Genomic DNA, 25,861 nt, shown 5'->3' with positions numbered 1-25,861 from the left:
AAAATCATCATTTCGAAGCAATATCCATATATACGTTTTATTTTATTTGGATTTAGGGGATCAATGATGTTTGGCAATCTTTATCAACGTTCTTCTTGTTATTATTGTCATAACACTCAATTCACAAATAAAATGTCACGATATAACGATGGGCGTTTGTTATGCATAGATTGTGTACAACATATTATTGTAACAACTGAAAATTTACAGAAAGTTGCTGTTTGGGTACTACAACAAATTGAAAATCTTGGATTTAAATTTAAAAGAGGCAATACACAGGTTAGTTTAATTAGCCAAGATAAAATGCAGACTTTAGGATTTAATGGTGCTGAAGGACTTGCTATAAATACAACCAAAACCAATATTTTCTCAAGTACTTGGCATGATCAAGCCCAGATTAAAGTGATTTATGGAATGCCTACAGCAAATTTAGTTTGGGTGTTGGGACATGAATTGGCTCATGTGTTGGTTTCACAACATCAATATAAATTTGCTACTCAAGAAAAAGAAGAAGGCTTTTGCCAATTGGTTGCATTATTGATCAGCGAACGTTCTGCCAACCCATTGATGTCTAGAATTATACAAAAAGAATTAAAAAATCGAGATCCTATCTACGGTGAGGAATTACGAGAGGCTTACCAACAATATCAAAAAGTTGGTTTTCAAAGATATTTTCAAACTTTTTTATAATGTTTAGATTCAAAATAAAACACAAATGTGCTGTATATAGGCTACATTTTATTTGAGTGCATACGAAGATTGAATAATGAACAAATTTAAGCTCTTATCATCACATGAAAGTAAGCAGTTATTCACGATATTAAAAAGTAGATTTGAACAGAATATGAGTCGTCATCCAAATTCAATTTGGAGTGATGTTGAAGAAAAATTAATACATAACCCTGAAAAGTTATGGTCTATTTATGACATGGAACGCACTGGTGGTGAACCCGATGTGGTTTTATCCATCGCATCCGATGGTGTTTACAGATTTTATGATTGTTGTATCGAAACGCCTAAAGGACGTCGAAGTCTTTGCTATGATCGGCAGGCTTTAGATGCACGTAAAGAGAATAAACCTGTAAATAATGTTATTGATATCGCTCAGGCTATGGGCGTGCAATTATTATCAGAACTAGAATACCGTCATTTACAAACTATTTTTAATTTCGATTTTAAAACATCAAGTTGGATTGAAACGCCTGAAACTGTTCGTAATCAAGGTGGAGCATTGTTTTGTGATTATCGTTATGGACAAGTTTTTACTTCTCATAATGGTGCTCAATCTTATTATGCATCTCGAGGTTTTAGAGCATTTATAGAAATTTAATGAGAGATTTAAGCTAGAAAGATTGAAGTAAACATCAAATGCTCTGGTTTAAAAAGCCATGATCTTTTGTTACCAATTGAATTGCCCATTTATTTTGTATGGATGTTATTTTAAATCAAGACCACCTAAAAGATAAAAGAGCGGAAAATATGCAAAGAAAATTGATTCATATATCTGCCTTTTCTTTATTTTTCAGTAGCCTATTTTTAAGTGCATGTAATGCGAATAATGATGCTATTGCACAAATAAAGCCTTCGCAGATTAAACAAAGTTATCAAACTGAACAAATCGCAACTTTTGAAGAACCGTGGGCGATGGCCCTGCTTGCTGATGGTCGGTTGCTTATTACCGAAAAGAAAGGGCACATTAAATTATTTGATCCTCAGACACGACAAAATATTGATATCTCAGGTGTTCCTAAAGTTGCGTATGGTGGGCAGGGAGGGTTAGGTGATATTGTTTTACACCCTAATTTTGAAAAGAATAAGTGGGTTTATTTGAGCTACGCGGAAGCAGGGGAAGGTGGCTACGGTGCTGTTGTGGTACGTGGTGAGCTCGATGTATCAGATCAAAATCCAAAAATAAAAAATATAAGTAGAATTTGGGAACAAGTTCCTAAAGTTTCAGGTCAAGGGCATTATTCACATCGTATTCTATTTGGTCAAGATGGCAAGTTGTGGATCAGTTCGGGTGAGCGGCAAAAGTTTGAGCCTGCACAAGAGATGCAATCAAATTTGGGTAAAATTTTAAGATTAAATGATGATGGACGTCCTGCTGAGGGGAATCCGTTTATAAATCAAGGTGATATTGCTAAGCAAGTTTGGTCTTTGGGACACCGTAATCCTTTGGGTATTGCTTTTGATGCGCAAGGGAAATTATGGGATGTAGAAATGGGGCCTCGAGGTGGTGATGAGTTGAATATCGTTATTCGTGGTGAAAATTATGGCTATCCTATTGTTTCTAATGGTGATCATTATAATGGTTTACCTATTCCAGATCACCATACTCGTCCTGAATTCAAAGCGCCTGAAATTAGTTGGACACCTGTTATTTCTCCATCTAGTTTGATTTTTTACCAAGATAAGTTGTTTCCGCAATGGAGTAATAAAGCATTAATTGGAGGTTTATCTTCAAAATCAATTGTTGTGGTTGATACGGCTCAAAGTCCAGTGGTTGAAGTTCAGCGTTTAAAGATGAAGCAGAGAATTCGTGATCTAGAGGTTGCACATGATGGCAGTCTTTGGGTGCTTGAGGATGGAAAAGATGCCCATTTATTGCGATTATTACCTGAGTAGCAATATAGAACTCAGTCTAAAAAGTAAATTAAGATCAACAGATAAGCATAAAAAAGCCCCGACATCCTGTCGAGGCTTTTTCGTATCTATTCATTATTGTAGTGAACTGCCTGTTGACTACTTATGCGTCCATCTATTTTGTGCATTGTTTATTTATCATTGTTGTTATTCTTGGTCATTTGAAACGTCCTGTTTCTTTATGTAACTATAATATCGATTTTGCGAAACTTAGAATAGCTGCAAAACGCCTCATCATGTGTACGTTATAGCGTACAAAGAAGTATAGATAGTATGCTAATCTTTTGATCTAAAAATAGATATTTGAGAATAAAAATGCCTGCAGTACAAATTGAGGTCAGACAACAATATGATTTAGAAACAGAATCAGCACTCATGGATGCTGTTCATTCTGCTTTGGTGGAAGCATTTAAGATTCCACAACATGATCGAAATATTCGTCTATTTGTTCATGCACCACATCGTTTTCTCTGCCCAACAGATAAATCACAGCCAGAATATTTTACTTTGATTAGTATCGACTGCTTTGCTGGACGTTCTTTGGGTGCAAAGCGTCATCTATATCAGTCTATGGTTAGAAATTTATCGAGCTTAGGAATTCCAGCCGATCATATCAATATTTTACTTCGTGAGCTTCCAACAGAAAATTGGGGGATTCGAGGTGGTCAAGCGGCATGTGATGTGAGTTTAGGCTTTGATATTGAAGTATAGGATTTTAAGTACACCGCAAATAGACAATGGGCTTATGAGAAAAATGCTACATGATCATTCAAAAAGTTGTACCTGTTGTTTTAAGACAACAAGATGAACAATTACAAATTTTAGTATTTCGACATCCGCTTGCAGGAATTCAGATCGTCAAAGGGACTGTAGAACAGAATGAATCTTTAGAGAATGCAACTTTAAGGGAGTTATTTGAGGAATCTGGAATAGATAAGACATTAATTGAAAAGTTTATTGGTGTTTATTCTCCACAACAAGCAGGGCCTGATTGGTATGTGTTTTTGTGTCAGGTCAATGAAACACTTGCTGATAATTGGGTTCATCATTGTGCAGATGATGGAGGATTAAATTTTCAATTCTTTTGGCATCCTGTACTTTCGTCACCAACAGAAGAATGGCATGTGATTTTTCAGGGCTTATTGAAGTTTATACAAGGAAAATTAAATGTTTGAGCTAGTACAACTTAATATTTTCATAAAAAAGACCTGAAAATATCATCAAAGCGCGAAAACTACGTACTAAAAAAAGCCCAACAACCAAAGATTGAGGGCTTTTTTAGCTTACATATTTTTGTAAATCGTATCTCGTCTATCAACATCTAGAACTAATACAATTAATTCATCATCAATAACTTGGTATACCAATCTATATCCTGCTGACTTCAATTTAATTTTATATAGATCAACAGATCCACTCAGCTTATTTTTAGGAATTTTTGGATTTTCTAGAACTTTAGCTAGTTTCTTCAAAATTTGTTCAGCAATATCAGGATTTAATTTACTAAACTTTTTTCTTGCGGTTTCTTTGAATCTCAGCCTGTAACTCATCGATTGTAACCTCAATTACTGGTTCATTTTCGACTTGTTTAGCTAGTTTTAAAAGTTCCTGATCTTCAATTAAATCCATCATTCTTTCGTACATATCAGCTGGAACGCAGTAAAAAGCAGGGTTATTCCTATTTAGAATAGCTACAGCTTCACCGAACCCATTGTTGACGACTTCCATCGGATTCTTTTTCAATTCAGAAATACTAGAAACAAATCGACTAAGGATTATGTTGTTCATGATTTACAGACCCTCTTGTGGCTTCAGGTTATCAATCCAAAGCTAAATCACTATATAAGATACTCAAATTAAAAACCAATTACAAGACCTGTTAATAAGTCTTTTAAAGGTGCGTTATGAAAATCAAAGAATGGAAAATAAACCTTTCTAGACTAGGCTATGTAGATAATGAATTCATACAAAAAACTGGACGGAAATAAAAGACTCACAGTATTCACATAGCCACTGCTTGGTATGCATTTAGGCATGATGCAAAATTTTTCCCAAACAATTGTGCTGTTTTAATATCACCTAAATCAAATGCATCTGCCGCACTCGCATGTTCAGCTTGTGCCATTAATCCAGACCAAGAACCTAGGCGATTAGCCGCTTGCATATAGGGAACGCCTTGATGTTGTTCAGGTAAAATAGGATTGCCCACCCATATCATGCCGTGTTGCATACAAAAAGTGAAAAGTGAAATAAGTGTTGATTGTTTATCACCTGCGGGGAGCGATGAGACGGTAAATCCTGCGGCTAATTTTCCTTTAAAAAGCTGTTTCTTCCATAAGGAACCTGTAGCATCCATGAATTGTTTTAAGGTTCCAGAGACACCACCGAGGTAAGTGGGTGTCCCCCAAATTAAACCATCATATTGGGTGAGTAATTCAGGTTGAAACATCAGTTGTTCAGCAGTGAACAAATCAATATTCATATCCTCAATCTTTGCTGCTCCGATTTGAATTTGTTGAGCAATAAATTGGGTATGTCCTTGGCGGCTATGATAGATAATGGCAATTGATTTCATGGTTTAGCCCTTAATTAAAAAGATTTAATAATTCAGCGGTGAGGAATAAGCCACACCCGAAGATACTGTGATTGATCAAGCTTTTGATACGATTGATAAATGGCTGCGGTGTTTTAGATGCTACAAAGCCTGAACCCATAGCAGGTTGCATGATGAAGAAAGGAATTAATACGGTAATGACCCCAAATAATAATGCGGAATAAAATTGAGGTTGCAGTAACCAAGCTTCCCCTGTGATGAAGATGAAACCCAATGCGAATAAGATTCCAACACTGTAATGAGCAATCCAGCCCAATACATATTCATGTTGAATTTCAGAACTTTGTGCAATTGACTCGTGGATGATTTTGCCGTGGAAAATCCATCCTACCCACCGACCAAGGAGTGCAAAATTTAAAGTTGGTATATTTAGTTTTTTTAATATGAATAACCAAATATCCATGATGAGCGTTGCACCGATCCCTAGACTCAAAATATAAAGTAGTAGTTTAAAAATATTCATTTCATTCCCCCGACCTTTTTCAAATAAAACCTGATAGATTCATTGTGCAAGTTCAAGTCAACTTGAAGTCAAGAGGCATTTATGGATATTGGTGAAGTTGCAAAAAAAGCGAAGGTTACGACATCGACTTTACGATTTTATGAAGAAAAGGGACTGATTAAATCTATTGGGCGACAGGGCTTACGTCGTCAATATGCAAAACAGGTACTAGATCAATTGGCATTGATTGCATTGGGGCGAGCGGCAGGATTTTCTTTGGATGAGATTGTCACGATGTTTGGATCGGATGGTCAACCTGAGCTAGATCGAAAAATGCTGAATGATAAAGCAGAGCAACTTGAGCAGATGGCTCGACGATTGCACTTTATTAGCGAGGGATTGAGGCATGCTGCGGTTTGTCCCGCTGAAAATCATATGCAGTGTCCAACCTTCCAAAATTATTTAACAGCTGCGATAGCAGACGAATATCAACCGACTAAGCTTTAGTGGCATTTTATAGGCGAAATATAGGTTTATTCATGGACTAAACTTGGATTTTTACTGTCATATTAATAAATACAATCATGTTGATGGGTTCATATTTATTTGATGATTGTTGTTTTAAAATATCCCTTAATGTTGTGCCATACATGGTGAAAGAAATAAACAGGCGTATACTGAGCAGACATAAGGAGTGATTATGTCTGAAATATCTGAATCCTCAGTTTATATTGAATACGGTACGAAACCTTTTATTGCAATTTTACTGTCGCTATTTTTAGCAGGTTTTGCGGTATTTTCATCACTCTATTGCGTACAACCGATGATGCCTTTTCTGGCAAAATTCTTCCATATCACACCTACACATAGTAGTTTTCCGCTGTCATTCTCAACCATTGCTTTGGCTTTAGGCTTACTGTTTGCGGGGCTGATTTCAGATCGTTTTGGTCGTAAGCCCATCATGGTCATTTCTTTATTTTCTACAGCAATATTATTGTTAATCAGTGCCTTTTTACCCTATTGGGAGGTTTTTCTCGCCACACGAATGATGATTGGCTTAGCTGTGAGTGGAGTTGCCTCTGTTGCCATGACCTATATTGGTGAAGAAATTGCACAAAAAGATGTTGGTTTTGCAATGGGGCTCTATATTTCAGGTACAGCAATTGGGGGCATGAGTGGGCGTTTAATTGCAGGAGTATTACTGGATTATATTTCTTGGCAAGCAGCAACCATGATTATCGGTGTTCTCAATCTATTTATTGCGATTATATTTTATATTGCTTTACCTGCATCTAAACATTTCAAAGCGTACCCAATTCAATTCTCACGCTTTATAGAATCCTTTAAAAAGAATCTCGCTGATCCAAAGCTACGCTTGCTTTTCGCACAAGGCTTTATCTTAATGGGCTGTTTTGTGACCGTGTTTAACTACATGAGTTATCATCTTTTAGAAAAACCTTTTGAGTTATCGCAAACATGGATCGGACTGATATCAATTGCATATTTATCGGGTATTTATAGTTCACCACGTGCGGCAGAGTGGAGTCGAAAATTCGGTCGAAGTAAAGTGCTTATCGCCATGTTTTTAAGCATGATCATCGGCTTATGGATCATGTTAATTCCATCACTTTGGATCATTTTGATTGGACTGTTTATTTTCACATTTTCATTCTTTGCAGCGCATTCTACTTCGAGCAGTTGGGTGTCTGTGCAGTCTTTACAATACCGTGCTGTGGGTTCTTCACTTTATTTGTTCTGCTACTACCTTGGATCCAGTGTTTTAGGGAGTGCAAATGGATTGGTGTGGGAAAATTACGGATGGCTTGGGTTGACACTGATGATTAGCGGCGTTTTGCTCCTTGGTTTAATCATTGCTTTTAAGCTGAAACAGCTTCAAACCCGTACGGAAACTCCATCTCAAAGTTGATTGAAAATAGATGAAATCTACTGTTTTTTAATAGATATGAATTAAAAAATCTAAATTGATTTACATGTTTTTGTTTTTGAGTGTTTTTTAATCAAGCAAGATGAATGTAATTCATGGTAAAATGATCGGCTTTCATCTTAGATCTCTCCCGATCGCCAACTGCCAATCGAGATAATTCGCCATGTCTACCGCTTATACTGCTCAGACAGCGCCTACAGCGCTGTTTGATTATGACAAATATTGGGCATCGTGCTTTGAACCAGCACCATTTTTGCCAATGTCACGCGAGGAAATGGATCAACTCGGTTGGGACAGCTGTGATTTTATTCTGGTGTGTGGTGATGCTTATATTGACCATCCATCATTTTGTTCGGGCATCATCGGACGTACATTAGAAGCGCAAGGCTTCCGTGTCGGAATTATTGCACAACCTGATTGGACTTCAGCTGAAGCATTTAAAGTCTTGGGTAAACCCAACATCGCTTGGGGTGTGACAGCAGGCAACATGGATTCGATGATCAACCGTTATACGGCTGACCGTAAAATCCGTTCTGATGATGCATATTCTCCAGATAATTTACCGAATAAACGCCCAGACCGTGCAGCAACAGTGTACTGTCAGCGTTGCCGTGAAGCATTTCCAGATGTTCCAGTACTGTTAGGTGGTATCGAAGCATCTTTACGTCGTATTGCACATTATGACTATTGGTCAGACAAAGTACGTCGTTCAGTTTTGATGGATTCTAAAGCGGATTTACTCATGTACGGCAATGGCGAACGTTCGATTGTTGAAGTGATGCATCGTCTTGCCAAAGGTCAAAAAATTCACGAAATTACCGATGTTCGTGGTACAGCATTTATTATCAATAAAAATAACCGTGCGTCTAAAGCGCAGTTTGTAGAAATTGCGTCAAATGATGTCGACAGCATTGGTCGTGTTGATCCAATCATCAATCCTTATGTGATGACTGAGGATTTAGATGGTTGTGAGATTGAGCAGAGCAAAGGTAACTCGCTCACGCAATATCAAAATTTCCAAAAAGAAATTGTTGCCAATCCAATTATCCGTGAAGGCGATGATTTGGATGAAAATACCCAAATCGTTCAATTACAGCCTGCATCTAAAGCTATTAAACATAAATTACCACCACGTGAGTTGGCGGTGATTCGTTTGCCTGCATTTGAAGATGTTTCAAATGATCCAGTTTTATATGCACATGCCAATCGTATCTTGCATCTTGAAACCAATCCGGGAAATGCTCGTGCAATGGTGCAAAAGCATGGTGAACGTGATGTATGGTTAAATGCTCCACCGATTCCTTTGACCACTGAAGAAATGGACTATGTGTTTGACTTGCCTTATGCACGTCTACCACATCCTGCTTATGGTAATGCACGTTTCCCTGCATTTGATATGATCAAATTCTCTGTCAATATCATGCGTGGTTGTTTTGGTGGTTGTACTTTCTGTTCAATTACAGAACATGAAGGGCGTATTATTCAAAACCGTTCTGAAGAATCAATTTTACGTGAAGTTGAAAAGATTCGTGATACTGCACCAGGTTTTACAGGGATCATTTCTGACTTGGGCGGCCCAACTGCAAATATGTACCGTTTGCATTGTAAAGACCCTGAAATCGAAAAGAACTGTCGTAAACCATCATGTGTTTATCCGGGTGTTTGTCAAAACTTACATACAGATCATGCACCTTTGACGCAATTGTATCGTAAAGCACGTGAACTCAAAGGCATCAAAAAGATTCTGATTGGTTCAGGCTTACGCTATGACTTAGCGGTACTCAACCCTGAATATGTGAAGGAATTGGTACAGCATCATGTCGGTGGTTATTTAAAAATTGCCCCTGAGCATACCGAAAAAGGTCCATTGTCTAAGATGATGAAGCCGGGGATCGGGACTTATGATCGTTTCAAGCAAATGTTTGATCGTTTCAGTAAGGAAGCAGGTAAAGAGCAGTATTTAATTCCGTACTTTATTGCAGCGCACCCGGGTACGACTGAATATGACATGATGAATTTGGCGATTTGGTTGAAAAAGAATGGTTTCCGTGCTGATCAGGTACAAACCTTTTACCCATCACCAATGGCTACAGCAACGACTATGTATCACACAGGTAAAAATCCATTAGCAAAAGTGGCACGTTATACTGAAGATGTTGATATTGTGAAAGGTGAGAAGCGTCGTCGTCTGCATAAGGCTTTCTTACGTTACCATGATCCAAACAATTGGCCATTACTTCGTGAAGCTTTAAAAGAAATGGGTCGCCAAGATTTGATTGGTAATTCGAAACAGCATTTGATTCCAACATATCAGCCTGCGGGAACAACTGAAGGTCAGTATCAATCTGCACGTAAGAAAAACTCGACAGTGGATGGTGATTCGCAGAAACGTAATGGTGATCATCGTAATCAGCAAGCGAAAAATCAATCGCGTCCATCAAACACTAAAAAACGTCCTGAACGTGGTCAGATTTTGACGCAACATACAGGATTGCCACCACGTGAAACAGGTGATAAAAAACCGTTTGGTGGAAATAGCAATGGGAAGTCTAAGCCAAAGAATCGGGCTTAGTTTTTGAAGTGAGAGAGGATGCGTAAGCATCCTTTTTTTCGATAAAAACAATGATTGAGTCAAAAATAAGCAAAACTGTGGATAAGTTTTTTAGAATTGTGGGTAAGTTTTTGGATAAAAATCAAACAAAAGTCGTATAAATTGTTAGACAAAATTGTTGTAATTTTATCGGATTAAGTTGTATTTAAAAATGAAAATGAGTATAACAATATCTAAAAGCTATTCATTTATTGATCATAATGGGTGAATAAAATAAAACTATGATTCAATTTATAATTAAAACCGAGATTTAAGTCATTTTGTTGTTTTGAAGTGAAGTTTTAAGTCAAGATTTATAAGTGTTGTGTTGCAGTTTGTAGTGATTTTATCAAAGTGTTTGAACTATGAGCGTTCATTCATATATTGATATAACTGGTAAAAATAAACGGTCTAGAAACCGAATTATAAGAAAGGAAGAGGACATGGATATGATGATGATTATCAGTATTTTCATCGTCGCTGTCGTGATCGTAATTGTTTATAAAGGATTTACGAACAAACGATTGAGTGATAGCGCGTTAAGACAAAGAGCCGTCTTTAATTCGATTGAGCAATTAACATTCATTCGTCTTAAAGAAATCTTATCGGAAGCGAATATTTTGGCACATGTGTCATTTGACGCATTAATCACAACTAAGTTTCAACATACACGTAATAAATACCAAAAAATGTTTGCTGACTTTGTTGTTTTAGACAAAGATTATCGTGTAATCGCAATTGTGGCTTTAGATGATCAAACATCAACAAAACGTGCGAATGAAGCTAAATATCAAGAAGCTTTATTACAAGCCGCTGGTTATCGCGTTATTCGTTATAGCAATGTTCCAGAATATCAGCAAATTAGAGAAAGTTTTTTGATTGGAGTTTCGGACTTCGATTATTCAAAACAAGAGCAGTTAGCTGACTTGGGAAAGCTTGAATATTACCATGAGCAAGTTTTAAGACGCCGTGTTTATGGTTAATCGTATTGGTGATTAAAAATAGTGGGTTAAAAAATGCATGTTTTTACATGCATTTTTTATATTACAGCGTTTAAAGTCATCATCTAAATATTTCAATGACTAAAAAGCCAAGCTTTATTCAGGTTTAACTGCAACGACTGTTAGCTCGACCAAGACTCGTGGATCATAAAGTTTTGCCTCAACACAAGTACGAGGTAGGGCGTCAATGTCTGCAACCCATGCATCCCAAACTTCGTTGAAAGCAGCATAGTCTTTTTCAATGTCTTTTAAATAAATCGTAACAGATAAAATATGGCTTTTATCTGTGCCTGCATCGGCAAGAAATTGATCAATCATGTCGAAAGTTTGTTGTGTCTGTCCTTTAATATCTAAATCAAAGTCAGAAGCCAATTGTCCTGCTAAATGAACCAAATTACCTGAAACAGCAATTTCAGAAAAACGATTTGAGACATGCAAACGTTGTACAGCCATCATATTTCTCTAATACAAATTATTAGGTAAAGTTTACGTGATCATGGTCATTCTGCAAATCTAGTTTGTTGCAATTGATTAAGTTTGTGGCGATTTTGAAAATGCATCGATTCGGATTAAAAGCTTGGTTTGAAAGATCAATATGCAATTGTATTCGGGGCAGATAATTAAGTTACCTAAGTTTAAAAAATGAATCTGTGCCATTCTCAATTGGTTTAAACAAAAAGCAATCGAACTTTGTATCGGGCATAGTTGTTTTAACTGCTGATTTTTCGAAATATGTGTGGTGATATACGTGGTGTACATAACGGGTCTCGATACTATTCTGACTTGATCGTTTTTAAGCACGCTTGTGAATGGCCATGCACCATTCACAAGCGGGGTTTTGTGATTATTGAGGTGGGGTATAGGTTTTTAGTTCACGTTCAGGTTTATTCCCAATGCTGTACCAATCAATATGGCGGGTAATAAACATCACAACTGCGAGAACAACGAAGGAGATAATTGAACCCATTAAGAAAGTCTTGCCTGAAGATTGCAGTAACATATACATAATGGCGTATAGACTGCTTAAAATAATGCCAAACAAAGCAGCAGCTTTGATGCCTTTCATTACAAAGTATAAATACCAAGTCATTAAGCCAATACAAGCAATCGCCGCAACGATATATGCCCATGCAAAGGCATAATATTCACTGATCGAAAGGAGTAGAACAAAGAATATGCCTTGCGCCATGGCAACTAAAGAATATTGAATCGGGTGGATTCGTAAGCTTTTCAGCACTTCAAATAAGAAGAAGCAGCCAAAGGTGATGATAATAATCACAATACCGTATTTAATTGCACGATCTGTTTGGGTATAGACATTCACTGACTCTAAAAACTCAGTTGTTAAGCCAATTTTTTCATGTCCTGCTATTTCATGCTCACTAGAATTTGCAGTTTGAACGTAGTTGCTTTGAGCGAATTGGCGAGTGCAATTATTGCTTTCACAATAGATGAATTTATTCAGGTTTTGATAACCTAAGGCAATATTTTTCCATTGTGCATTGAATTTCTGCTGAGCGCTGGTTTTTGCATAGGGTAAGTTTTGACCATCGTATTTAATATCCGCCCAATTGCCTTTGGCTTGATAAGTAACGCTACGACTGGTTGGAATAAGGGTAAATTTACTTAAACCCGTTAGGTTTGCCGTTAAATCAAAGTGAAAGCCATTTTGAATGGCGCTGATCAATTCAGGATATTTTTTTGCTGAAATACTCATAAAATCAAATCCTGAGCCATCACTGCCTTGAGAGCTTACTTCAAAAGCATAATTTTTATTGAGTATTTTAAGTGTAGGTTGCTGATCTAAACCACGTGGGTCATGGACTGGGAAAATAATTTCGGCACGATCCCAAAGATAGCTTTTATTTTCTAATAGAGTTTTTTGGAAAACTCCTTTCGCTGTTAAATTGGCTTGGTAGCTAATCGCACGGTAAATCGTACGTTTGTAGGTATCGTCTGAAACATTAAAGTTTGAGGTCCATTGCGTGCTATCAGCACCGATATACATCCAGTTTTCTTCTGTACATGCATAGGATTTTTTCTGTTCATCCAAACAGGTTTTCTGTTCTTCATAAGGGACGTGTATATAAGGTGAAACAATGGTTTGCGGGCTGATATTGTTTTGTGAGATTTCTTTAAGAAAGGCTTGTTGGTAGCCTTGGCGTTCTGAGACGAGGCTGGTGATGAAAAATAAGCCGCCCCAGAACATGGCGACCAATATAACGATTGCAATGATTTTAAGGCTAAGGAAATGAGAGCGCATAATGATTCCTGATGATTTGTTTTTTTCAGGATTGAGTATGTGAAAGTGAGATGGTTTTTGTTTGAGTTGGTTTTGATTTTTATGTGAAGTTTAGGTGAAGCTTTTTAAACCCTAATCTAAGAATTTATAAAAAAAACATCAATTTATAGAAAAATCCACGGTTTTAAATTCTGCTAAGGCAATAGAATAGTCACCAATACACCTTGTTGATGTGGTTGAATGCTCGAAATATGATTGGCTTGAATATTTTGAATAGCAATCTGCCCATGATGTTGTTCAATCACTTGTTTGACGATACTTAAACCAATGCCTGAACTGCGTTGCTGGGTAATGGGGCGGGGCAATGAAAAATAAGTGTCAAAGATCTGTGTGAGTGCATATTCTGGAATCCATTCACCTTCATTAAAAACCTTTAATTGAATCTGCTGATGGCTTTGACGATGTAATTGAATCAGGATCTTTGCAGATTCTGCCGAGAAATCTAGAGCATTGTCTAAAAGATTGGCAATGGTTTGTTGTAACCAAAAGCGATCGGCTTGAATGGTACAATCTGCTTCAATATCCAATAAACACTGAATTTTCTTGGCCTGTATTTGGCTGGCGTGTTGATCTAAAACATGTTGTATCAGTTGAGATAAATTAAAGCTTTGAATTTCAATTTGATGTTTGGATTTTTCTAAACGTGTGAGCAATAACATGCGGTCAATTAAGGTTTTTAAGCGTTGGCTTTGACCATGAATATGACTTGCAAACTGTTGTTGATCATTCAATGGCAAATCTTCTTTAAGTAATTCTGCACTGGCTTGAATCGCTGTAAGTGGGCTTTTTAACTCATGGGTTAAAGTGTTGACATAGTGTTCTACATAAGCACGATCTTCGAGTTTTTCACGCATATTTTCAACCGCTTGAGCCACTTGATTCAGCTCTTTGGCTGAACGGAAATAAGGGGTTTGATTCACAGGAGCAAGTGCCTGAGCGTATTTTCGAACGCGGTCGATACTGTGTTTGAGCCAATAGGCAACCAAACTGGCAAGAAATAAACTGAGTAAAGTAATCCATGCAGCTTGGCGCAGTAATTGATCTTCAGCGCGTTGAATATAAGGTTGTACAGAGCTATTCGGTTTACCAATACTTACCACACCAATCAATTTTTGTTGCTGGTTTGGTGCTGCTTGATAATAAATCGGTGCGGCGATAAACATGGTGCTGCTATTGGAATCCCCCTCATAGCTGCGTGTTGAACGTACACCGTATTTGCCTTGCAGTGTTAGATAAATGTCATTCCAGCGTGAATAATCTTGCCCAGTGGCGATGCCTTGTGAATCATAGATTACGATCCCGTTTGCATCGGTAATATAGATTTGTTGATTAATTTCTTTTTTATTGTGCTGCCAAATATTGGCATTGAGTTTACGATTCAGTGCTTTTTGAATTTTTTCATCAAATTGTGCTGTACCGACTTTCTTCTCATGGACATCTTCAGACACTAACATCGCAATAATATTGGCATTTTCAGCCAGTGTATCTTCAACCACTTGGCGGACATTGGGTTTAACTTGCTGATTAAAGGTATAGGACATAAACCACAGCCCAAGCAAGATAATTAAACCAAAGAAAAACCAAATACGAATAAAGATAGACATTTTTTACAGTATCCGTTTTAGGCTATAACCGAAACCACGATGGGTCATAATCGGATCATATGCTGCTGAAATCTGTTTGAGTTTTTGCCTTAAACTTTTGATATGGGTATCTACTGTACGTTCTAAACTATGTTCAGGATGTTCCCAAATATGATCCATCAATTGTTGGCGACTAAAGACTTGTTCAGGATGATCGATCAACAACTTCAATAGACGATATTCATAACGAGTAAGTTGCAATGCTGTACCGTGGTAATGAATTTGTAGTGATTCATCAATACATTGCCAAGCTTTAGAGGGAGTAGGTTGTGGATCAACACGGGGTTGAGTGGTTTGCAGTTGGCTCTGAATTTCCATCCTGCGCCAAATCGCTTTAATACGAGAAACAATTTCACGTGAACTAAAAGGTTTAGTGCAGTAATCATCTGCTCCAATTTCTAAGCCGATAATGCGGTCAATTTCATCATCTCGTGCAGTTAAAAACAGCAGTGGTGTGTGGTTAAACAGGCGAATTTTTTTACAGACATCAAAGCCATTTATATCGGGTAGGCCGATGTCTAAAATAATAAAATCGTAATGTTGCTGTTGAATAAATTCAATGGCTTGAGCACCAGTATTGGCCCAAGTCACCTGCCATTCTTCTCGTTCTAGTGCATAACGTAAGGGCATCAGAATCGCGGCATCATCTTCAACACATAGAATCTGTTTTTTATTATTCATCAGTCTTTAAATGTTCATTTGATCATTTTGAGTGTACTGAAATTCTTTTTTTTAGGCGAATGAATTTTATGTGAAGTTTAGATGAACTGAGTGATTGGGTTGGAAATCTGGTGATGATATTGAAAATAAAAAAGAAGTTTTGAAGTAGGAGTTTACCCATGTGAATAGTCTGAGCGCCCTGTAATATTCGGATTTGATCGTCACGCCAACTACAGGACAGCAGAGCAAAAGTATTGGTAACTTTTGGTCTCTCAGCAGATACATGGATAATGTATTGCGCCAAGTAGATTACTCCAATTTTGCTCGATGTTGGTAAATATTTAAGCAAACTTAATTCTTTTGGCTGAAAATTAATCAAAGTAATTTCACGGTAAATTTTCTATCTAGAATCAGCTCTAAGCGCATTTTTATTGAATAACTANAGTAATTTCACGGTAAATTTTCTATCTAGAATCAGCTCTAAGCGCATTTTTATTGAATAACTACAGTTCGGGATAAACTCTGATGTAAGTTATTGAAAAGATTAGTCAGGTGCAGCGGAGTCTTACCGTTTAAAGTCAAATGTAAGGATTAACCCACTTCGTCTTGCACTTCGCTTGAAATATATTTCAATCTTGTTCAGGTTCGACCTGAGAGGTACTACCTCGCAAGGCTTTCGGGATGAGTGGCACTGCCACGCAAGGGCAAAACCTGAGCTGTGATTAAAGCAGCGCAAGAGTCGCCAACTCGACAGATACTATCAAGTAATTAATATATTGAAAAAACAATATATTACAGATCTTGCGGAATATATTCCTCATACCTCGAACAATGCGACTGACCTTTCCGCGTATCATGTGGTTGGGAATATACCTTATCCCGAGCTCAGGTTAATATTCAGCGGATTTACCATAACGATAATTGTGCTTTATCTTGTTGTTCTGATAGTTGATACAAACCCACACCAATCAATCGAAATTGAAAATGCTCAGGAATCTGCATTTCCGCTAATAAAATTTTGATGATTTGAATCATTTCTTGTTGTGAATTTAAAGGCTGTTTAAAGCTTTTACTGTGTTGTAAAACTTGGAAGTTTTTGAGTTTAAGTTTGACGTTTACACCACGCGCCTGCATGTGCTTTTTTTGCAAACTGAGCCAGACACGTTCAATCAACTTGTCCCAATAAGGGGAACATTGTGTGATGCTCAGATCGTCATCAAAAGTAGTTTCGTTCGAAATCTGTTGTCGTTGCCGTTCAGCCTGCACAGGTCGATCATCAATTCCTTGGGCATATAAAAACAGTTGTTTGCCGTATTTTCCAAAATGATGAATCAGTATATTTTCTTCAACTTTCTGCAAATCGCCTAAAGTTTCAAGGTTTAAACTTTTTAATTTTTCTTGTGTGACTTTACCTACACCGGGAATTTTTTTTAACGGTAGATTATGGATGAAATGTTGCACCTGACTGGGTTTAATGATGCAGATCCCATTGGGTTTATGCCAATCTGAGGCAATTTTTGCTAGAAATTTATTCGGTGCAACTCCCGCTGAAGCGGTTAAACCTGTTGTGTTAAAAATATCGGCTCGAATACGTTCTGCGACTTCCGTTGCACTTGGAATATTTTGTAAATTTTCAGTGACATCGAGAAATGCTTCATCTAAAGATAAAGGTTCAATAGTCGCTGTATAGTGCTGAAAAATTTCATGAATTTGGCGGGATACTTCACGATATTTTTCAAAATTTGGTTCAATCACCACGACTTGTGGGCAACGTTTTTTGGCTTGTGACATAGACATTGCAGAGCGTAATCCAAACTCACGTGCAGGGTAGGAGGCGGCAGCTATTACTGCCCGTGGGTGATGTGAAGAAACCACCACAGGTAAATGTTTTAAGTCGGGACGCTCACGTAGTTCTACAGAGGCGTAGAATGCATCCATATCAATATGAATGATTTTTCTCATAAACCACACAGGGTTAAAACGCTGTGGAATTATTTTAACCGATCTTGATTTAGTTCAATTTATTTATTTTAATTTTGTTTATTCTATGCGACAGATTGTGTCTATATAAACTATTTTCTGTTCTTTGTTCAGGTATATTATTGAAGGCTTATTAAGCTATAAATCTGTATATTTATTCATTTAATTAATTTTAGACATTTGAAATGATATGTATGATTTAAACGTTTCAAACAATTAGGTATTCAGCGGAGTCTTATATTCAAAATTTATATTTAAGGTTAAGCCTTCGGCTCGACCTACTTTTCTTTCGGGAAAAGTAGGCAAAACCACTGTCATCCGCTGAACTCGTTCAATACCTTGTATTAATCAGAGTCATTGCAAAAACATTCCCATTCAAATGTAGTCCTGCCTCAGACAATAGCGGATGACGTTTACGCGTATCAATGAATCATTGTGAAAACATTTACTGAACTATTGTTACATAATATTAGTGAGTTTGGGGCTTAGTAGCTTACAGATCGGCATTATCTTATTTAAATTGAAGCTTTATTTTTCAGGCTGAATCACCTGATTTTTCTCTAAAAATGCCTTCCATTCCTCTGCATTGCCATGGAAAACATTTAAATCGACTGATTTGCGAATGCCTTGAATTGAGCCTTGGTTGGTTTGTTGCCAAAATGTCCACGCACGTCCATCTTTTAAATCAGGTTGTTCTTTATATTCACGAATCCAAATCGGTGTGTCCTTGAATTCACCGACTAAAATAATGTTATAAAAATTTTTTGATGTATAGAAAATCGGTTGTTTCGCATAATGATGATGTAATTCATCATGCATGATTTTGATTTGTTTTAATAATTGTTCTTTGGTAAAGGTATTAATGCAATTGCTGTCATATTCCAAGTCAATTACAGGCGGTAAGGCATTGGATTTATTGGGAACAGTTTCCATAAAATTCTGTGCTTGTATTTTCCCGTCACGACATAAACGATAAAAATGATAAGCACCGACATGCATGCCTCGTTCACGTGCTTCCATCCAGTAATTTTGAAATTGATCATCTTGATAATCACCGCCTTCGGTGGCTTTCAGATAAACAAATTGATATTGCTGAGGGGAAATCTTTTTCCAGTCAATCACACCTTGATGGTGAGATACATCAAAACCTTTGATGGGGTAAGTTTCGGCAGAGGCGGTATTGTGATAGAAAATGGCCAAACTGATGCTGATTACACCGCACAATAACCCGATGGCAAAGATCGAACCATAGCGGGTAAATTGTCGTTGTTTTTTTACAGATCGTTTTGACATGGGTTTTCTATCTATCAGAATGAGGCTAGTTTAACGTGATCTGTATCTCAAAACTATGACGAAGTACGTGTAAATGTTATATGGCTTGGTTTTTCGGAATCTGATAAAAGATCAATGCAGTGACGATATTGATTGCACCTAAACAGATGAGCGTGGTGTGGAAAGCCTGAGTGATGTGTTCTTCTCCAAAATACGCCGTAAACAGATTGAGTAAAGCACCTGCTAAGGCAACTCCGATACTCATTGAAAGCATCATAATCATCGACAAGAAGCTATTGCCACTACTGGCATCTTGTTGAGGGAGATCCTTGAGGGTAAAGGTATTCATAGTCACAAACTGCAATGAGTTCAGTGTGCCAAAAATAAAGAAATGTACAGCTCTTAACCATGTCGGGGTATCTGCTGTGGTCAATGCAAAACTGGCAATACATGCGCCAACCAAGAATGTATTGATTAACAATATTCTGCGATAGCCGATTTTGGAAATAATCGGTCGAATAATGGGTTTGGAAAATAACGACCCTAAAACCATTGGTGTGAGCATGATTCCAGTCATTAAGGGTTCCATTTTAAAAGCCACTTGCAACATCAGTGGCAAAATAAAAGGGATCGCATTGCTACCAAAGCGAGCAAAGAAATTTCCTAAAACACCAATGGTATAAATTTTATTTCTAAATAAGCTGCTACGAAATAATGCATTTTGATGCGTATGTGCATGATAGGCGTAGACCAATGTGGCAATGAGTCCTGCGAGTAATAAACCAATACTGAGACCCTTTGAGACGTCATGACTGGCAATATTTTCAATGCCCAAAGCCATTCCCACCATGGCAATGACCAATAAAATAAACCCACTGAAATCGAATTTTTTTACCGTAGGTTCAGTGGTATTTGGCATGGCTTTAAAGGTGACTAACATACCCAAAAGCCCAATGGGTAAATTGATCAGGAAGATCCAGTGCCATGATGCAACTTCAACAAGCCATCCGCCGAGTGTTGGGCCGATCAATGGCCCCATCAGCCCAGCCAAACTCATGAGACTCATTGCAGATAAAAACTGTTCACGAGGAATCAGTTTAAGCATAGCTAAACGCCCTACAGGCAGCAGCAATGCTCCACCGATACCTTGCAGTACTCGAAAAGCAATTAATGTATTGAAACTATTGGAAAGTGCGCAGCCTAATGAGGCTAAGGTAAAAATAACAATTGCTGTAAAAAAGATATTTCTTACGCCAAAACGATCGGCTAACCAACCGCTGAGTGGAATATATGCTGCGACAGAAAGAACATAGCTGATCACGACACCATGCATACGCAACGGATTTTCATGCAAGCTGTTTGCCATTGCAGGCAATGCTGTATTGATAATCGTGGTGTCTAAACCTTGCATGAAAAAGCCAATCGAAACCAAAAAGACCAACAGATAGAACTTAGGCTGTAATTTTTGATGTGATGGCGTAGCTGCTGTCATACTTTTCAAATGTGAGATTTTGTGAATATTTTAAAACATTCATGTTGTGAAATCTGTAGGGAATCGTTGTCATTATTCGTACCTATTCTGTATGCAGATGGATTGCGCTCAGTTTTGAAATAAGAGAATGTGAGGTGATTGATCAGATAAAAGTGAGCAAATTACATTTATAAATATATTCAGTCATTTATAAGAAAATTTTAGTCTTGGATGTTTTATTTTCCATACGATCTGAAAAATTAAAAGTTTTGAAAATTCATAAAAGTGTCATAATCTCGCAGACATTAATCATAAAGAAGACTGTTTTTTATGCATCTGACTATACGTCTAACCATGCATCTGAATAGAGGTTTAGCACATGAGCATTGATATTCTAATGATCATCGGCTTTTGTCTAGCGGCTTATTCGATTGTTGGAAATGATGTTCCGCAAACTTTAGGAACATTTATTTCTTCCAATGCACACCGACCATGGTGGATTCTATGGATTTATACCAGTACGATTTTAACGGTTGTCCTGTTATATGGTTGGTGGGTGTCTGGAGTAGGTGATGCCTCGTATGGACGTTTAGAAACCATTCCTTTTCCAAAAGAAGGAATGACTTGGTTATATGTCGTTCCGCCACTGATTCTTTTGTTTTTAACACGTTTTGGTATACCTGTAAGTACCACATTCCTTGTACTTACGATCTTTTCACCTAGTAGTTTAAGTGCGATGCTGACCAAATCGATGCTAGGTTATGCCGTTGCATTTGTTGTCGCAATTATTATCTATCGTTTTGTTGTTAAAAAAGTCACCATCTATTTCAGTAAAACACGCCATCATCCACCTCCAAGAATTTGGATTGCGATTCAATGGGTTGCTACAGGTTTTTTATGGAGCCAATGGCTGATTCAAGACTTGGCAAACATCTTTGTATATGTGCCACGTGTTGTACCATTTTGGTTTATGTTGTTTGCCATTTCGGTCTTTATTATTTTGTTGGGTGTGGTTTTCTATCAACGTGGTGGTGCGATTCAGAACATTATTGACACTAAAACTGGGGTGCAAGATGTACGTTCTGCCACCATTATTGATTTCATGTATGCGCTGATTCTCTTGGTGTTTAAAGAGATGAGTAATATTCCAATGAGTACTACTTGGGTATTCTTGGGCTTACTTGCAGGACGTGAGTTTGCAATGGCGATGCATTTGAATGAAGTCAATAAATATCGAACCTCACGAAATGTCAGTAAAGATGCAATGAAATTGATGTTGGGTTTAGCCGTCAGTATTCTTTTGGCAACAGCTTTGCCTTGGCTTTATCGCGTGATTGAAGGCTAGTGTTGCTGGTTTAGAAATGATGATGTGTTTTCGACCTGATTAGATTCTTAGATGAGCATTTAAATCCCTTGTATAGCCCTGTTGGTACCTAATGCCGTTCAGTTAAGAGTAATTTAGTCGTTACCCATCTAAAAATCTCCCCTAACCCCTCTTTAAGAAAGAGGGGAACTATTGAGGATTTAAAAAGGCTTAACTGATCAGCATTACTGTTACTACCTAGATTGAGAATGTTGAGGTATTGGCTGCACAAGGGAAAATATTCACAAACTGTATTATGAATATGAGGATTTTCTTTTTAATTAATCATCCAATCCCAACCATTGTCTTTGATGATAAGCGCTGTCCCAAAACAACCATTCCAACTCAGCACCTTTGGTATAGGCCTTATGCATTTTTTCAAGCGTATCTGCATCACAACGTTCAGCAATACGGTCAATGGTAATTAAAACGTTGCGTACAGCTTCGTTAAACTCTTCACCGGAATAGGTATCGATCCAAGCTTGGTAGGGATTATTGGTGATAGATTGGCTGACAATATCTTTACCAACTTCTGCATAAATCCAAAAACATGGTAATAAAGAAGCTAACACAACAGGATAGCTTTCAGACCAAGCTGTTGCAGTTAAAAATGAAGTGTAATGATGGCAAGCCAATGTTAATGGCGTATTTTCAAAATCTGTTTTACTGATTCCGAAACCTTTCATAAAACCATCATGTAAACTACGTTCAACGACAATGGCTTCTTTAGCGCCTTGAGTGAACTGGATAATGTCATCCGCTTCATAAGCTTTAGCACCACATATCGCAAGTGCACGACCATAAGCCACCAAGTAATGTGCATCTTGAATCACGTAATGGCAAAAAGCTTCGCGACTTAAAGAACCATTTGCAAGTTCTTGGTTAAATGGGAGGGCTAAGGTTTTTTGATATAAAGCAAGGTTGCGTTGCCAAACGTCTTGAGAAAAGCTCATGTCATTTTCCTACAATAATTCCAAATTTAGAATTAAAAAGATGAAAGATTAGCGTGATTGTTGATTTACAAAACGATAGTAATTTTACGCTGTCTTAGGCGTTTTTAGGTGATATTTTTCAGCTTGTCTTCATAAAAATAAGACAAACAACTTTGGATAAGTGTGAAAAAGTTGTCATAATAAGCACATTAAAAATTCAGTTTTTATTCTCGCTATTTCTGATGTAAATCCATTTTCTGTAGGTCGTGCTAATCAGTTAAGCGTAATTTAGTCGTTACTCATCTGAGAATCTCCCCCTAACCCCTCTTTAGAAAAGAGGGGGAACTATAATTTTTTGTAGGTCACGTGTCATCATGAAACATTTTGGTTTCTCAATCTTTTTTACAATTGTGTGTTTGGCAATTTCCGCATATTGGGGCTTTACACATGGCCCAAATGCAGGATTTCAGGCGATGTTATCTGCATTAACCATTACTGCAATTCTTGCAGTGATGGAAGTATCACTTTCTTTTGACAATGCTGTGGTCAATGCATCGGTACTACGCAATTGGGATCATTTTTGGAAAATGATTTTCTTAACTGTGGGTATTCTAATCGCCGTATTCGGTATGCGTTTGGTTTTTCCAATCGTTATTGTCGCCGTGACTGCGGATATGGGGATGTGGGAAGTGATTCAAATGGCGTTGAATGATCCAATTGATTATTCAGCACGATTGATTGCCCATCATGCTGAAATTGCGGCATTTGGTGGTTCATTCTTATTGTTAGTATTTTTAAACTTCTTTTTGGATGAAGGCAAAGATACACACTGGTTTAAGTGGTTAGAAAAACGTTTAGCAAATTTAGCTAATGTCCAAGCAATGTCTGTTTTTCTTACATTGATTGGCTTATTGGTCATGGCAGCGAATGTTGATGAAGCAAAACGCTTAGTGGTAACGATGGCAGGTATTTGGGGTATCGTGATTTATATTGGTGTGCAAGTACTGAGCCATTTACTCGGTGGTGAACCTGAAGTTGATGAAGATGGCAATGCGATTGGCCACGATGCAAGTGGTGCATCTACAGGCGTGATTAAAGCAGGGATCGGTGGTTTTATTTACCTTGAGGTTTTAGATGCTTCTTTTAGTTTTGATGGTGTGATTGGTGCTTTTGCGATTACTTCAGATGTCGTGATCATCATGCTCGGTCTTGCGATTGGTGCAATGTTTGTACGTTCAATGACCATTTATCTTGTAGATAAAGGGACTTTAGATGCATATATCTACCTTGAGCATGGTGCACATTATGCGATTGGTGCTTTAGCTTTTATCATGTTGGCAAGTGGCGCAGGTTTACATATCCCTGAAGTTGTTACAGGTTTGATTGGTGTTGCATTTATTGTTTGGGCAATTATTGCTTCGATTCAATATAACAAACGAATGGAACAACAGCATTAATCCTTTTTTAAGAAAAACGATTACAATAGGGGGCGCTTTAAAAGCGCCCTTTTTTAGACTCAATGTTTCCACAAAGTTGTCGCAATATGCGATGATGTGTGCGATGAATAGCTCGCCAGTTTTGATAAGCCAATAGATATGATGAATTCTTTAGAACGCCGATCGACTTTTGCATTAAGCAGTATTTTTGCTTTACGTATGTTGGGTTTGTTCATGATCATTCCTGTCTTTGCCATTGCAGGACAGTCATATCAATATGCCACACCAACATTGATCGGTTTAGCGGTCGGTGTTTATGGTTTAAGCCAAGCTTTATTGCAAATTCCTTTTAGCCTTTGGGCAGATCGTTTTAATCGTAAACCGTTGATCGTTTTTGGCTTATTGCTATTTGCCTTAGGTGGTGCTGTCGCTGCCATGTCTGAGACGATTTACGGCGTGATTATTGGTCGTGCAATCGCAGGTGCAGGCGCCGTATCCGCAGTCGTGATGGCATTATTGGCAGATGTGACGCGTGAAGAACAACGTACCAAAGCTATGGCAATTATGGGAATGAGTATTGGCTTATCCTTCGTAGTTGCATTTAGTTTAGGGCCTTGGCTCACGACATTGGTCGGGATTTCAGGATTATTCTGGGTCACAACGATCATGGGATTGTTAGCCATCCTAACGTTATTTCTAGTACCGAAAACTACACGACATCATAAAAATTATAATCAAGGGTATTTAAAACAGCTGAAACAAGTTTTGAAAATGGGTGATTTAAACCGCTTACACGTTTCGGTATTTTCATTACATTTATTACTGACCGCTATGTTTGTTTATGTACCTTCACAGCTGATTGATTTTGCTGGGATTCCATTGTCTAAACATGGTGTGGTGTATTTACCTTTATTGCTGATCAGTTTGTTCTTTGCTTTTCCAAGCATTATCCTCGCGGAAAAATATCGCAAAATGCGCAGTATTTTCCTGACAGCGATTGCTGGAATCATCGCAGGACTGGTTATTCTGATTTTTGGTTATGAATCTAAATATATCTTATTGTTAGGACTGGGTTTATTTTTTATTGCCTTTAATGTGATGGAAGCTTTATTGCCGTCATGGTTATCTAAAGCTGCACCGATTCAATCTAAAGCAACAGCAATGGGTGTGAATGCAAGTGCGCAATTTTTAGGTGCATTTTTTGGTGGAACTTTAGGCGGACAATTAATTTTACTTAATAATACCGCAATGGGTTGGAGTGTTTTATCAGCACTTGCTATAATTTGGTTGTTCATAAGTTTTGGACTGGCTCAACCACGCTATTTAACATCAATCGTATTGCGATTACCTGAGAATAAACAAACCGATGATTGGACTTCTCAGTTATTGGCAATTCATGGTATTGAAGAGGTCGTGGTGATGTCTGAACAACAGGTTGCTTATATTAAAGTCGATAAACAGCAGATAAGTGATGCTGCGCGACAACATTTAACGCACTTGTTGGGTAAAGAGGTAGCCATTTAAACATAACTCTTATAAAGTAAAACATAGAATTGAATAGGAAGAT

At 37.6% G+C, this 25,861-nt stretch carries 25 protein-coding genes; 12 read left to right on the top strand and 13 right to left on the bottom strand.

Annotated features, from left to right (window positions below; all coding sequences use genetic code 11):
• From CDA10_RS03850 to CDA10_RS03830, 5 genes are all read left to right on the top strand, one after another.
• Nucleotides 1-690: protein DA1 (locus CDA10_RS03850; protein WP_213062845.1), on the top strand; the 690-nt coding region annotated here is incomplete at its 5' end.
• A gap of 76 nt (nt 691-766) precedes the next feature.
• Nucleotides 767-1,330, top strand: coding sequence for a DUF4256 domain-containing protein (locus CDA10_RS03845; protein ID WP_089604174.1), 564 nt, complete (start codon nt 767-769; stop codon nt 1,328-1,330).
• Between the two features lie 149 nt (nt 1,331-1,479).
• Nucleotides 1,480-2,625, top strand: coding sequence for a PQQ-dependent sugar dehydrogenase (locus CDA10_RS03840; RefSeq protein ID WP_089604179.1), 1,146 nt, complete (start codon nt 1,480-1,482; stop codon nt 2,623-2,625).
• 333 nt (nt 2,626-2,958) lie between these two features.
• Nucleotides 2,959-3,354 (top strand): tautomerase family protein, encoded by a 396-nt coding sequence (locus CDA10_RS03835; protein WP_089604173.1) that lies wholly within the window; start codon nt 2,959-2,961, stop codon nt 3,352-3,354.
• 50 nt (nt 3,355-3,404) lie between these two features.
• Nucleotides 3,405-3,818, top strand: a complete 414-nt coding sequence (locus tag CDA10_RS03830; protein ID WP_089604172.1) for an NUDIX hydrolase — start codon at nt 3,405-3,407, stop codon at nt 3,816-3,818.
• Between the two features lie 108 nt (nt 3,819-3,926).
• Here CDA10_RS03830 and CDA10_RS03825 read toward each other — a convergent pair whose 3' ends face one another.
• From CDA10_RS03825 to CDA10_RS03810, 4 genes are all read right to left on the bottom strand, one after another.
• Nucleotides 3,927-4,193, bottom strand: a complete 267-nt coding sequence (locus CDA10_RS03825; protein WP_089604171.1) for a type II toxin-antitoxin system RelE family toxin — start codon at nt 4,191-4,193, stop codon at nt 3,927-3,929.
• Nucleotides 4,147-4,431 (bottom strand): type II toxin-antitoxin system Phd/YefM family antitoxin, encoded by a 285-nt coding sequence (locus CDA10_RS03820; protein ID WP_089604170.1) that lies wholly within the window; start codon nt 4,429-4,431, stop codon nt 4,147-4,149. Before CDA10_RS03820 ends, CDA10_RS03825 begins: the two co-directional genes overlap by 47 nt.
• Before the next feature lie 214 nt (nt 4,432-4,645).
• Nucleotides 4,646-5,218: a flavodoxin family protein gene (locus CDA10_RS03815; RefSeq protein ID WP_089604169.1), complete on the bottom strand. Its 573-nt coding sequence runs from the start codon at nt 5,216-5,218 to the stop codon at nt 4,646-4,648.
• 10 nt (nt 5,219-5,228) lie between these two features.
• Nucleotides 5,229-5,720, bottom strand: a complete 492-nt coding sequence (locus CDA10_RS03810; protein WP_089604168.1) for a DUF2938 domain-containing protein — start codon at nt 5,718-5,720, stop codon at nt 5,229-5,231.
• Between the two features lie 81 nt (nt 5,721-5,801).
• Between CDA10_RS03810 and CDA10_RS03805 the strand changes: the two genes are divergently transcribed.
• The 4 genes from CDA10_RS03805 (at nt 5,802) to CDA10_RS03790 (ending at nt 11,217) form a co-directional block, all read left to right on the top strand.
• On the top strand, nt 5,802-6,206 hold the full coding sequence (locus CDA10_RS03805; protein WP_089604167.1) for a helix-turn-helix domain-containing protein: 405 nt from the start codon (nt 5,802-5,804) through the stop codon (nt 6,204-6,206).
• 193 nt (nt 6,207-6,399) lie between these two features.
• Nucleotides 6,400-7,626 carry an MFS transporter gene (locus tag CDA10_RS03800; protein ID WP_089604166.1) on the top strand — a complete coding sequence of 409 codons (1,227 nt, stop codon included), beginning with the start codon at nt 6,400-6,402 and terminating at the stop codon, nt 7,624-7,626.
• Nucleotides 7,627-7,807: 181 nt separating this feature from the next.
• Nucleotides 7,808-10,216, top strand: a complete 2,409-nt coding sequence (locus CDA10_RS03795) for a YgiQ family radical SAM protein (protein WP_089604165.1) — start codon at nt 7,808-7,810, stop codon at nt 10,214-10,216.
• A 461-nt stretch (nt 10,217-10,677) separates the two neighbouring features.
• Nucleotides 10,678-11,217, top strand: a complete 540-nt coding sequence (locus CDA10_RS03790) for a DUF2726 domain-containing protein (RefSeq protein ID WP_089604164.1) — start codon at nt 10,678-10,680, stop codon at nt 11,215-11,217.
• Nucleotides 11,218-11,331: 114 nt separating this feature from the next.
• Here the strand turns inward: CDA10_RS03790 and CDA10_RS03785 are convergent, their stop codons facing one another.
• The 8 genes from CDA10_RS03785 to mdtD all read right to left on the bottom strand — a co-directional run bounded on the left by CDA10_RS03785 (nt 11,332) and on the right by mdtD (nt 20,584).
• Nucleotides 11,332-11,688, bottom strand: a complete 357-nt coding sequence (locus tag CDA10_RS03785) for a RidA family protein (protein ID WP_089604163.1) — start codon at nt 11,686-11,688, stop codon at nt 11,332-11,334.
• 78 nt (nt 11,689-11,766) lie between these two features.
• On the bottom strand, nt 11,767-11,994 hold the full coding sequence (locus CDA10_RS16980) for a hypothetical protein (protein ID WP_089604162.1): 228 nt from the start codon (nt 11,992-11,994) through the stop codon (nt 11,767-11,769).
• 85 nt (nt 11,995-12,079) lie between these two features.
• Nucleotides 12,080-13,498, bottom strand: coding sequence for a cell envelope integrity protein CreD (creD, locus tag CDA10_RS03775; RefSeq protein WP_089604161.1), 1,419 nt, complete (start codon nt 13,496-13,498; stop codon nt 12,080-12,082).
• Nucleotides 13,499-13,671: 173 nt separating this feature from the next.
• Entirely contained in the window at nt 13,672-15,141 is a 1,470-nt protein-coding gene (gene creC / locus CDA10_RS03770) for a two-component system sensor histidine kinase CreC (RefSeq protein ID WP_089604160.1), read from the bottom strand.
• A 3-nt stretch (nt 15,142-15,144) separates the two neighbouring features.
• Complete coding sequence (creB, locus tag CDA10_RS03765; protein WP_089604159.1) at nt 15,145-15,861, bottom strand: two-component system response regulator CreB; 717 nt, start codon at nt 15,859-15,861, stop codon at nt 15,145-15,147.
• 885 nt (nt 15,862-16,746) lie between these two features.
• Complete coding sequence (gene dinB, locus CDA10_RS03760; RefSeq protein WP_089604158.1) at nt 16,747-17,802, bottom strand: DNA polymerase IV; 1,056 nt, start codon at nt 17,800-17,802, stop codon at nt 16,747-16,749.
• 546 nt (nt 17,803-18,348) lie between these two features.
• Nucleotides 18,349-19,113 (bottom strand): glycoside hydrolase family 25 protein, encoded by a 765-nt coding sequence (locus CDA10_RS03750; protein WP_089604157.1) that lies wholly within the window; start codon nt 19,111-19,113, stop codon nt 18,349-18,351.
• A 76-nt stretch (nt 19,114-19,189) separates the two neighbouring features.
• On the bottom strand, nt 19,190-20,584 hold the full coding sequence (mdtD, locus tag CDA10_RS03745; protein WP_089604156.1) for a multidrug transporter subunit MdtD: 1,395 nt from the start codon (nt 20,582-20,584) through the stop codon (nt 19,190-19,192).
• A 358-nt stretch (nt 20,585-20,942) separates the two neighbouring features.
• On the opposite strand from mdtD, the gene CDA10_RS03740 reads away from it, so the two are divergent.
• Entirely contained in the window at nt 20,943-21,908 is a 966-nt protein-coding gene (locus tag CDA10_RS03740; protein WP_089604155.1) for a hypothetical protein, read from the top strand.
• 299 nt (nt 21,909-22,207) lie between these two features.
• On the opposite strand, the gene tenA is transcribed toward CDA10_RS03740, so the two are convergent.
• A complete protein-coding gene (gene tenA / locus CDA10_RS03735) occupies nt 22,208-22,879 on the bottom strand; it encodes a thiaminase II (protein ID WP_089604154.1) in 672 nt (223 codons plus the stop codon).
• Between the two features lie 353 nt (nt 22,880-23,232).
• On the opposite strand from tenA, the gene CDA10_RS03730 reads away from it, so the two are divergent.
• Together CDA10_RS03730 and CDA10_RS03725 are read left to right on the top strand one after the other, a co-directional pair.
• Entirely contained in the window at nt 23,233-24,315 is a 1,083-nt protein-coding gene (locus CDA10_RS03730; RefSeq protein WP_089604153.1) for a DUF475 domain-containing protein, read from the top strand.
• 138 nt (nt 24,316-24,453) lie between these two features.
• The gene (locus CDA10_RS03725) at nt 24,454-25,818 is read left to right on the top strand and encodes an MFS transporter (RefSeq protein ID WP_089604152.1); all 1,365 of its coding nucleotides are present in this window, start codon (nt 24,454-24,456) and stop codon (nt 25,816-25,818) included.
• Nucleotides 25,819-25,861: the final 43 nt, after the last annotated feature.

Source organism: Acinetobacter piscicola (genome assembly GCF_002233755.1).
Lineage (GTDB): Bacteria > Pseudomonadota > Gammaproteobacteria > Pseudomonadales > Moraxellaceae > Acinetobacter > Acinetobacter piscicola.
This window is presented reverse-complemented; position numbering and strand designations above follow the sequence as displayed.

Coding starts and splice junctions, on each gene's coding strand:
- CDA10_RS03840 (WP_089604179.1), top strand. CDS start 1,480: ATGCAAAGAAAATTGATTCATATATCTGCCTTTTCTTTATTTTTCAGT.
- CDA10_RS03750 (WP_089604157.1), bottom strand. CDS start 19,113: ATGTCAAAACGATCTGTAAAAAAACAACGACAATTTACCCGCTATGGT.
- mdtD (WP_089604156.1), bottom strand. CDS start 20,584: ATGACAGCAGCTACGCCATCACATCAAAAATTACAGCCTAAGTTCTAT.
- CDA10_RS03835 (WP_089604173.1), top strand. CDS start 2,959: ATGCCTGCAGTACAAATTGAGGTCAGACAACAATATGATTTAGAAACA.
- creC (WP_089604160.1), bottom strand. CDS start 15,141: ATGTCTATCTTTATTCGTATTTGGTTTTTCTTTGGTTTAATTATCTTG.
- CDA10_RS03740 (WP_089604155.1), top strand. CDS start 20,943: ATGAGCATTGATATTCTAATGATCATCGGCTTTTGTCTAGCGGCTTAT.
- dinB (WP_089604158.1), bottom strand. CDS start 17,802: ATGAGAAAAATCATTCATATTGATATGGATGCATTCTACGCCTCTGTA.
- CDA10_RS03820 (WP_089604170.1), bottom strand. CDS start 4,431: ATGAACAACATAATCCTTAGTCGATTTGTTTCTAGTATTTCTGAATTG.
- CDA10_RS16980 (WP_089604162.1), bottom strand. CDS start 11,994: ATGTACACCACGTATATCACCACACATATTTCGAAAAATCAGCAGTTA.
- CDA10_RS03790 (WP_089604164.1), top strand. CDS start 10,678: ATGGATATGATGATGATTATCAGTATTTTCATCGTCGCTGTCGTGATC.
- CDA10_RS03805 (WP_089604167.1), top strand. CDS start 5,802: ATGGATATTGGTGAAGTTGCAAAAAAAGCGAAGGTTACGACATCGACT.
- CDA10_RS03730 (WP_089604153.1), top strand. CDS start 23,233: ATGAAACATTTTGGTTTCTCAATCTTTTTTACAATTGTGTGTTTGGCA.
- CDA10_RS03845 (WP_089604174.1), top strand. CDS start 767: ATGAACAAATTTAAGCTCTTATCATCACATGAAAGTAAGCAGTTATTC.
- CDA10_RS03830 (WP_089604172.1), top strand. CDS start 3,405: ATGATCATTCAAAAAGTTGTACCTGTTGTTTTAAGACAACAAGATGAA.
- CDA10_RS03815 (WP_089604169.1), bottom strand. CDS start 5,218: ATGAAATCAATTGCCATTATCTATCATAGCCGCCAAGGACATACCCAA.
- creD (WP_089604161.1), bottom strand. CDS start 13,498: ATGCGCTCTCATTTCCTTAGCCTTAAAATCATTGCAATCGTTATATTG.
- CDA10_RS03800 (WP_089604166.1), top strand. CDS start 6,400: ATGTCTGAAATATCTGAATCCTCAGTTTATATTGAATACGGTACGAAA.
- creB (WP_089604159.1), bottom strand. CDS start 15,861: ATGAATAATAAAAAACAGATTCTATGTGTTGAAGATGATGCCGCGATT.
- CDA10_RS03810 (WP_089604168.1), bottom strand. CDS start 5,720: ATGAATATTTTTAAACTACTACTTTATATTTTGAGTCTAGGGATCGGT.
- CDA10_RS03795 (WP_089604165.1), top strand. CDS start 7,808: ATGTCTACCGCTTATACTGCTCAGACAGCGCCTACAGCGCTGTTTGAT.
- CDA10_RS03785 (WP_089604163.1), bottom strand. CDS start 11,688: ATGGCTGTACAACGTTTGCATGTCTCAAATCGTTTTTCTGAAATTGCT.
- CDA10_RS03825 (WP_089604171.1), bottom strand. CDS start 4,193: ATGAGTTACAGGCTGAGATTCAAAGAAACCGCAAGAAAAAAGTTTAGT.
- tenA (WP_089604154.1), bottom strand. CDS start 22,879: ATGAGCTTTTCTCAAGACGTTTGGCAACGCAACCTTGCTTTATATCAA.
- CDA10_RS03725 (WP_089604152.1), top strand. CDS start 24,454: ATGATGAATTCTTTAGAACGCCGATCGACTTTTGCATTAAGCAGTATT.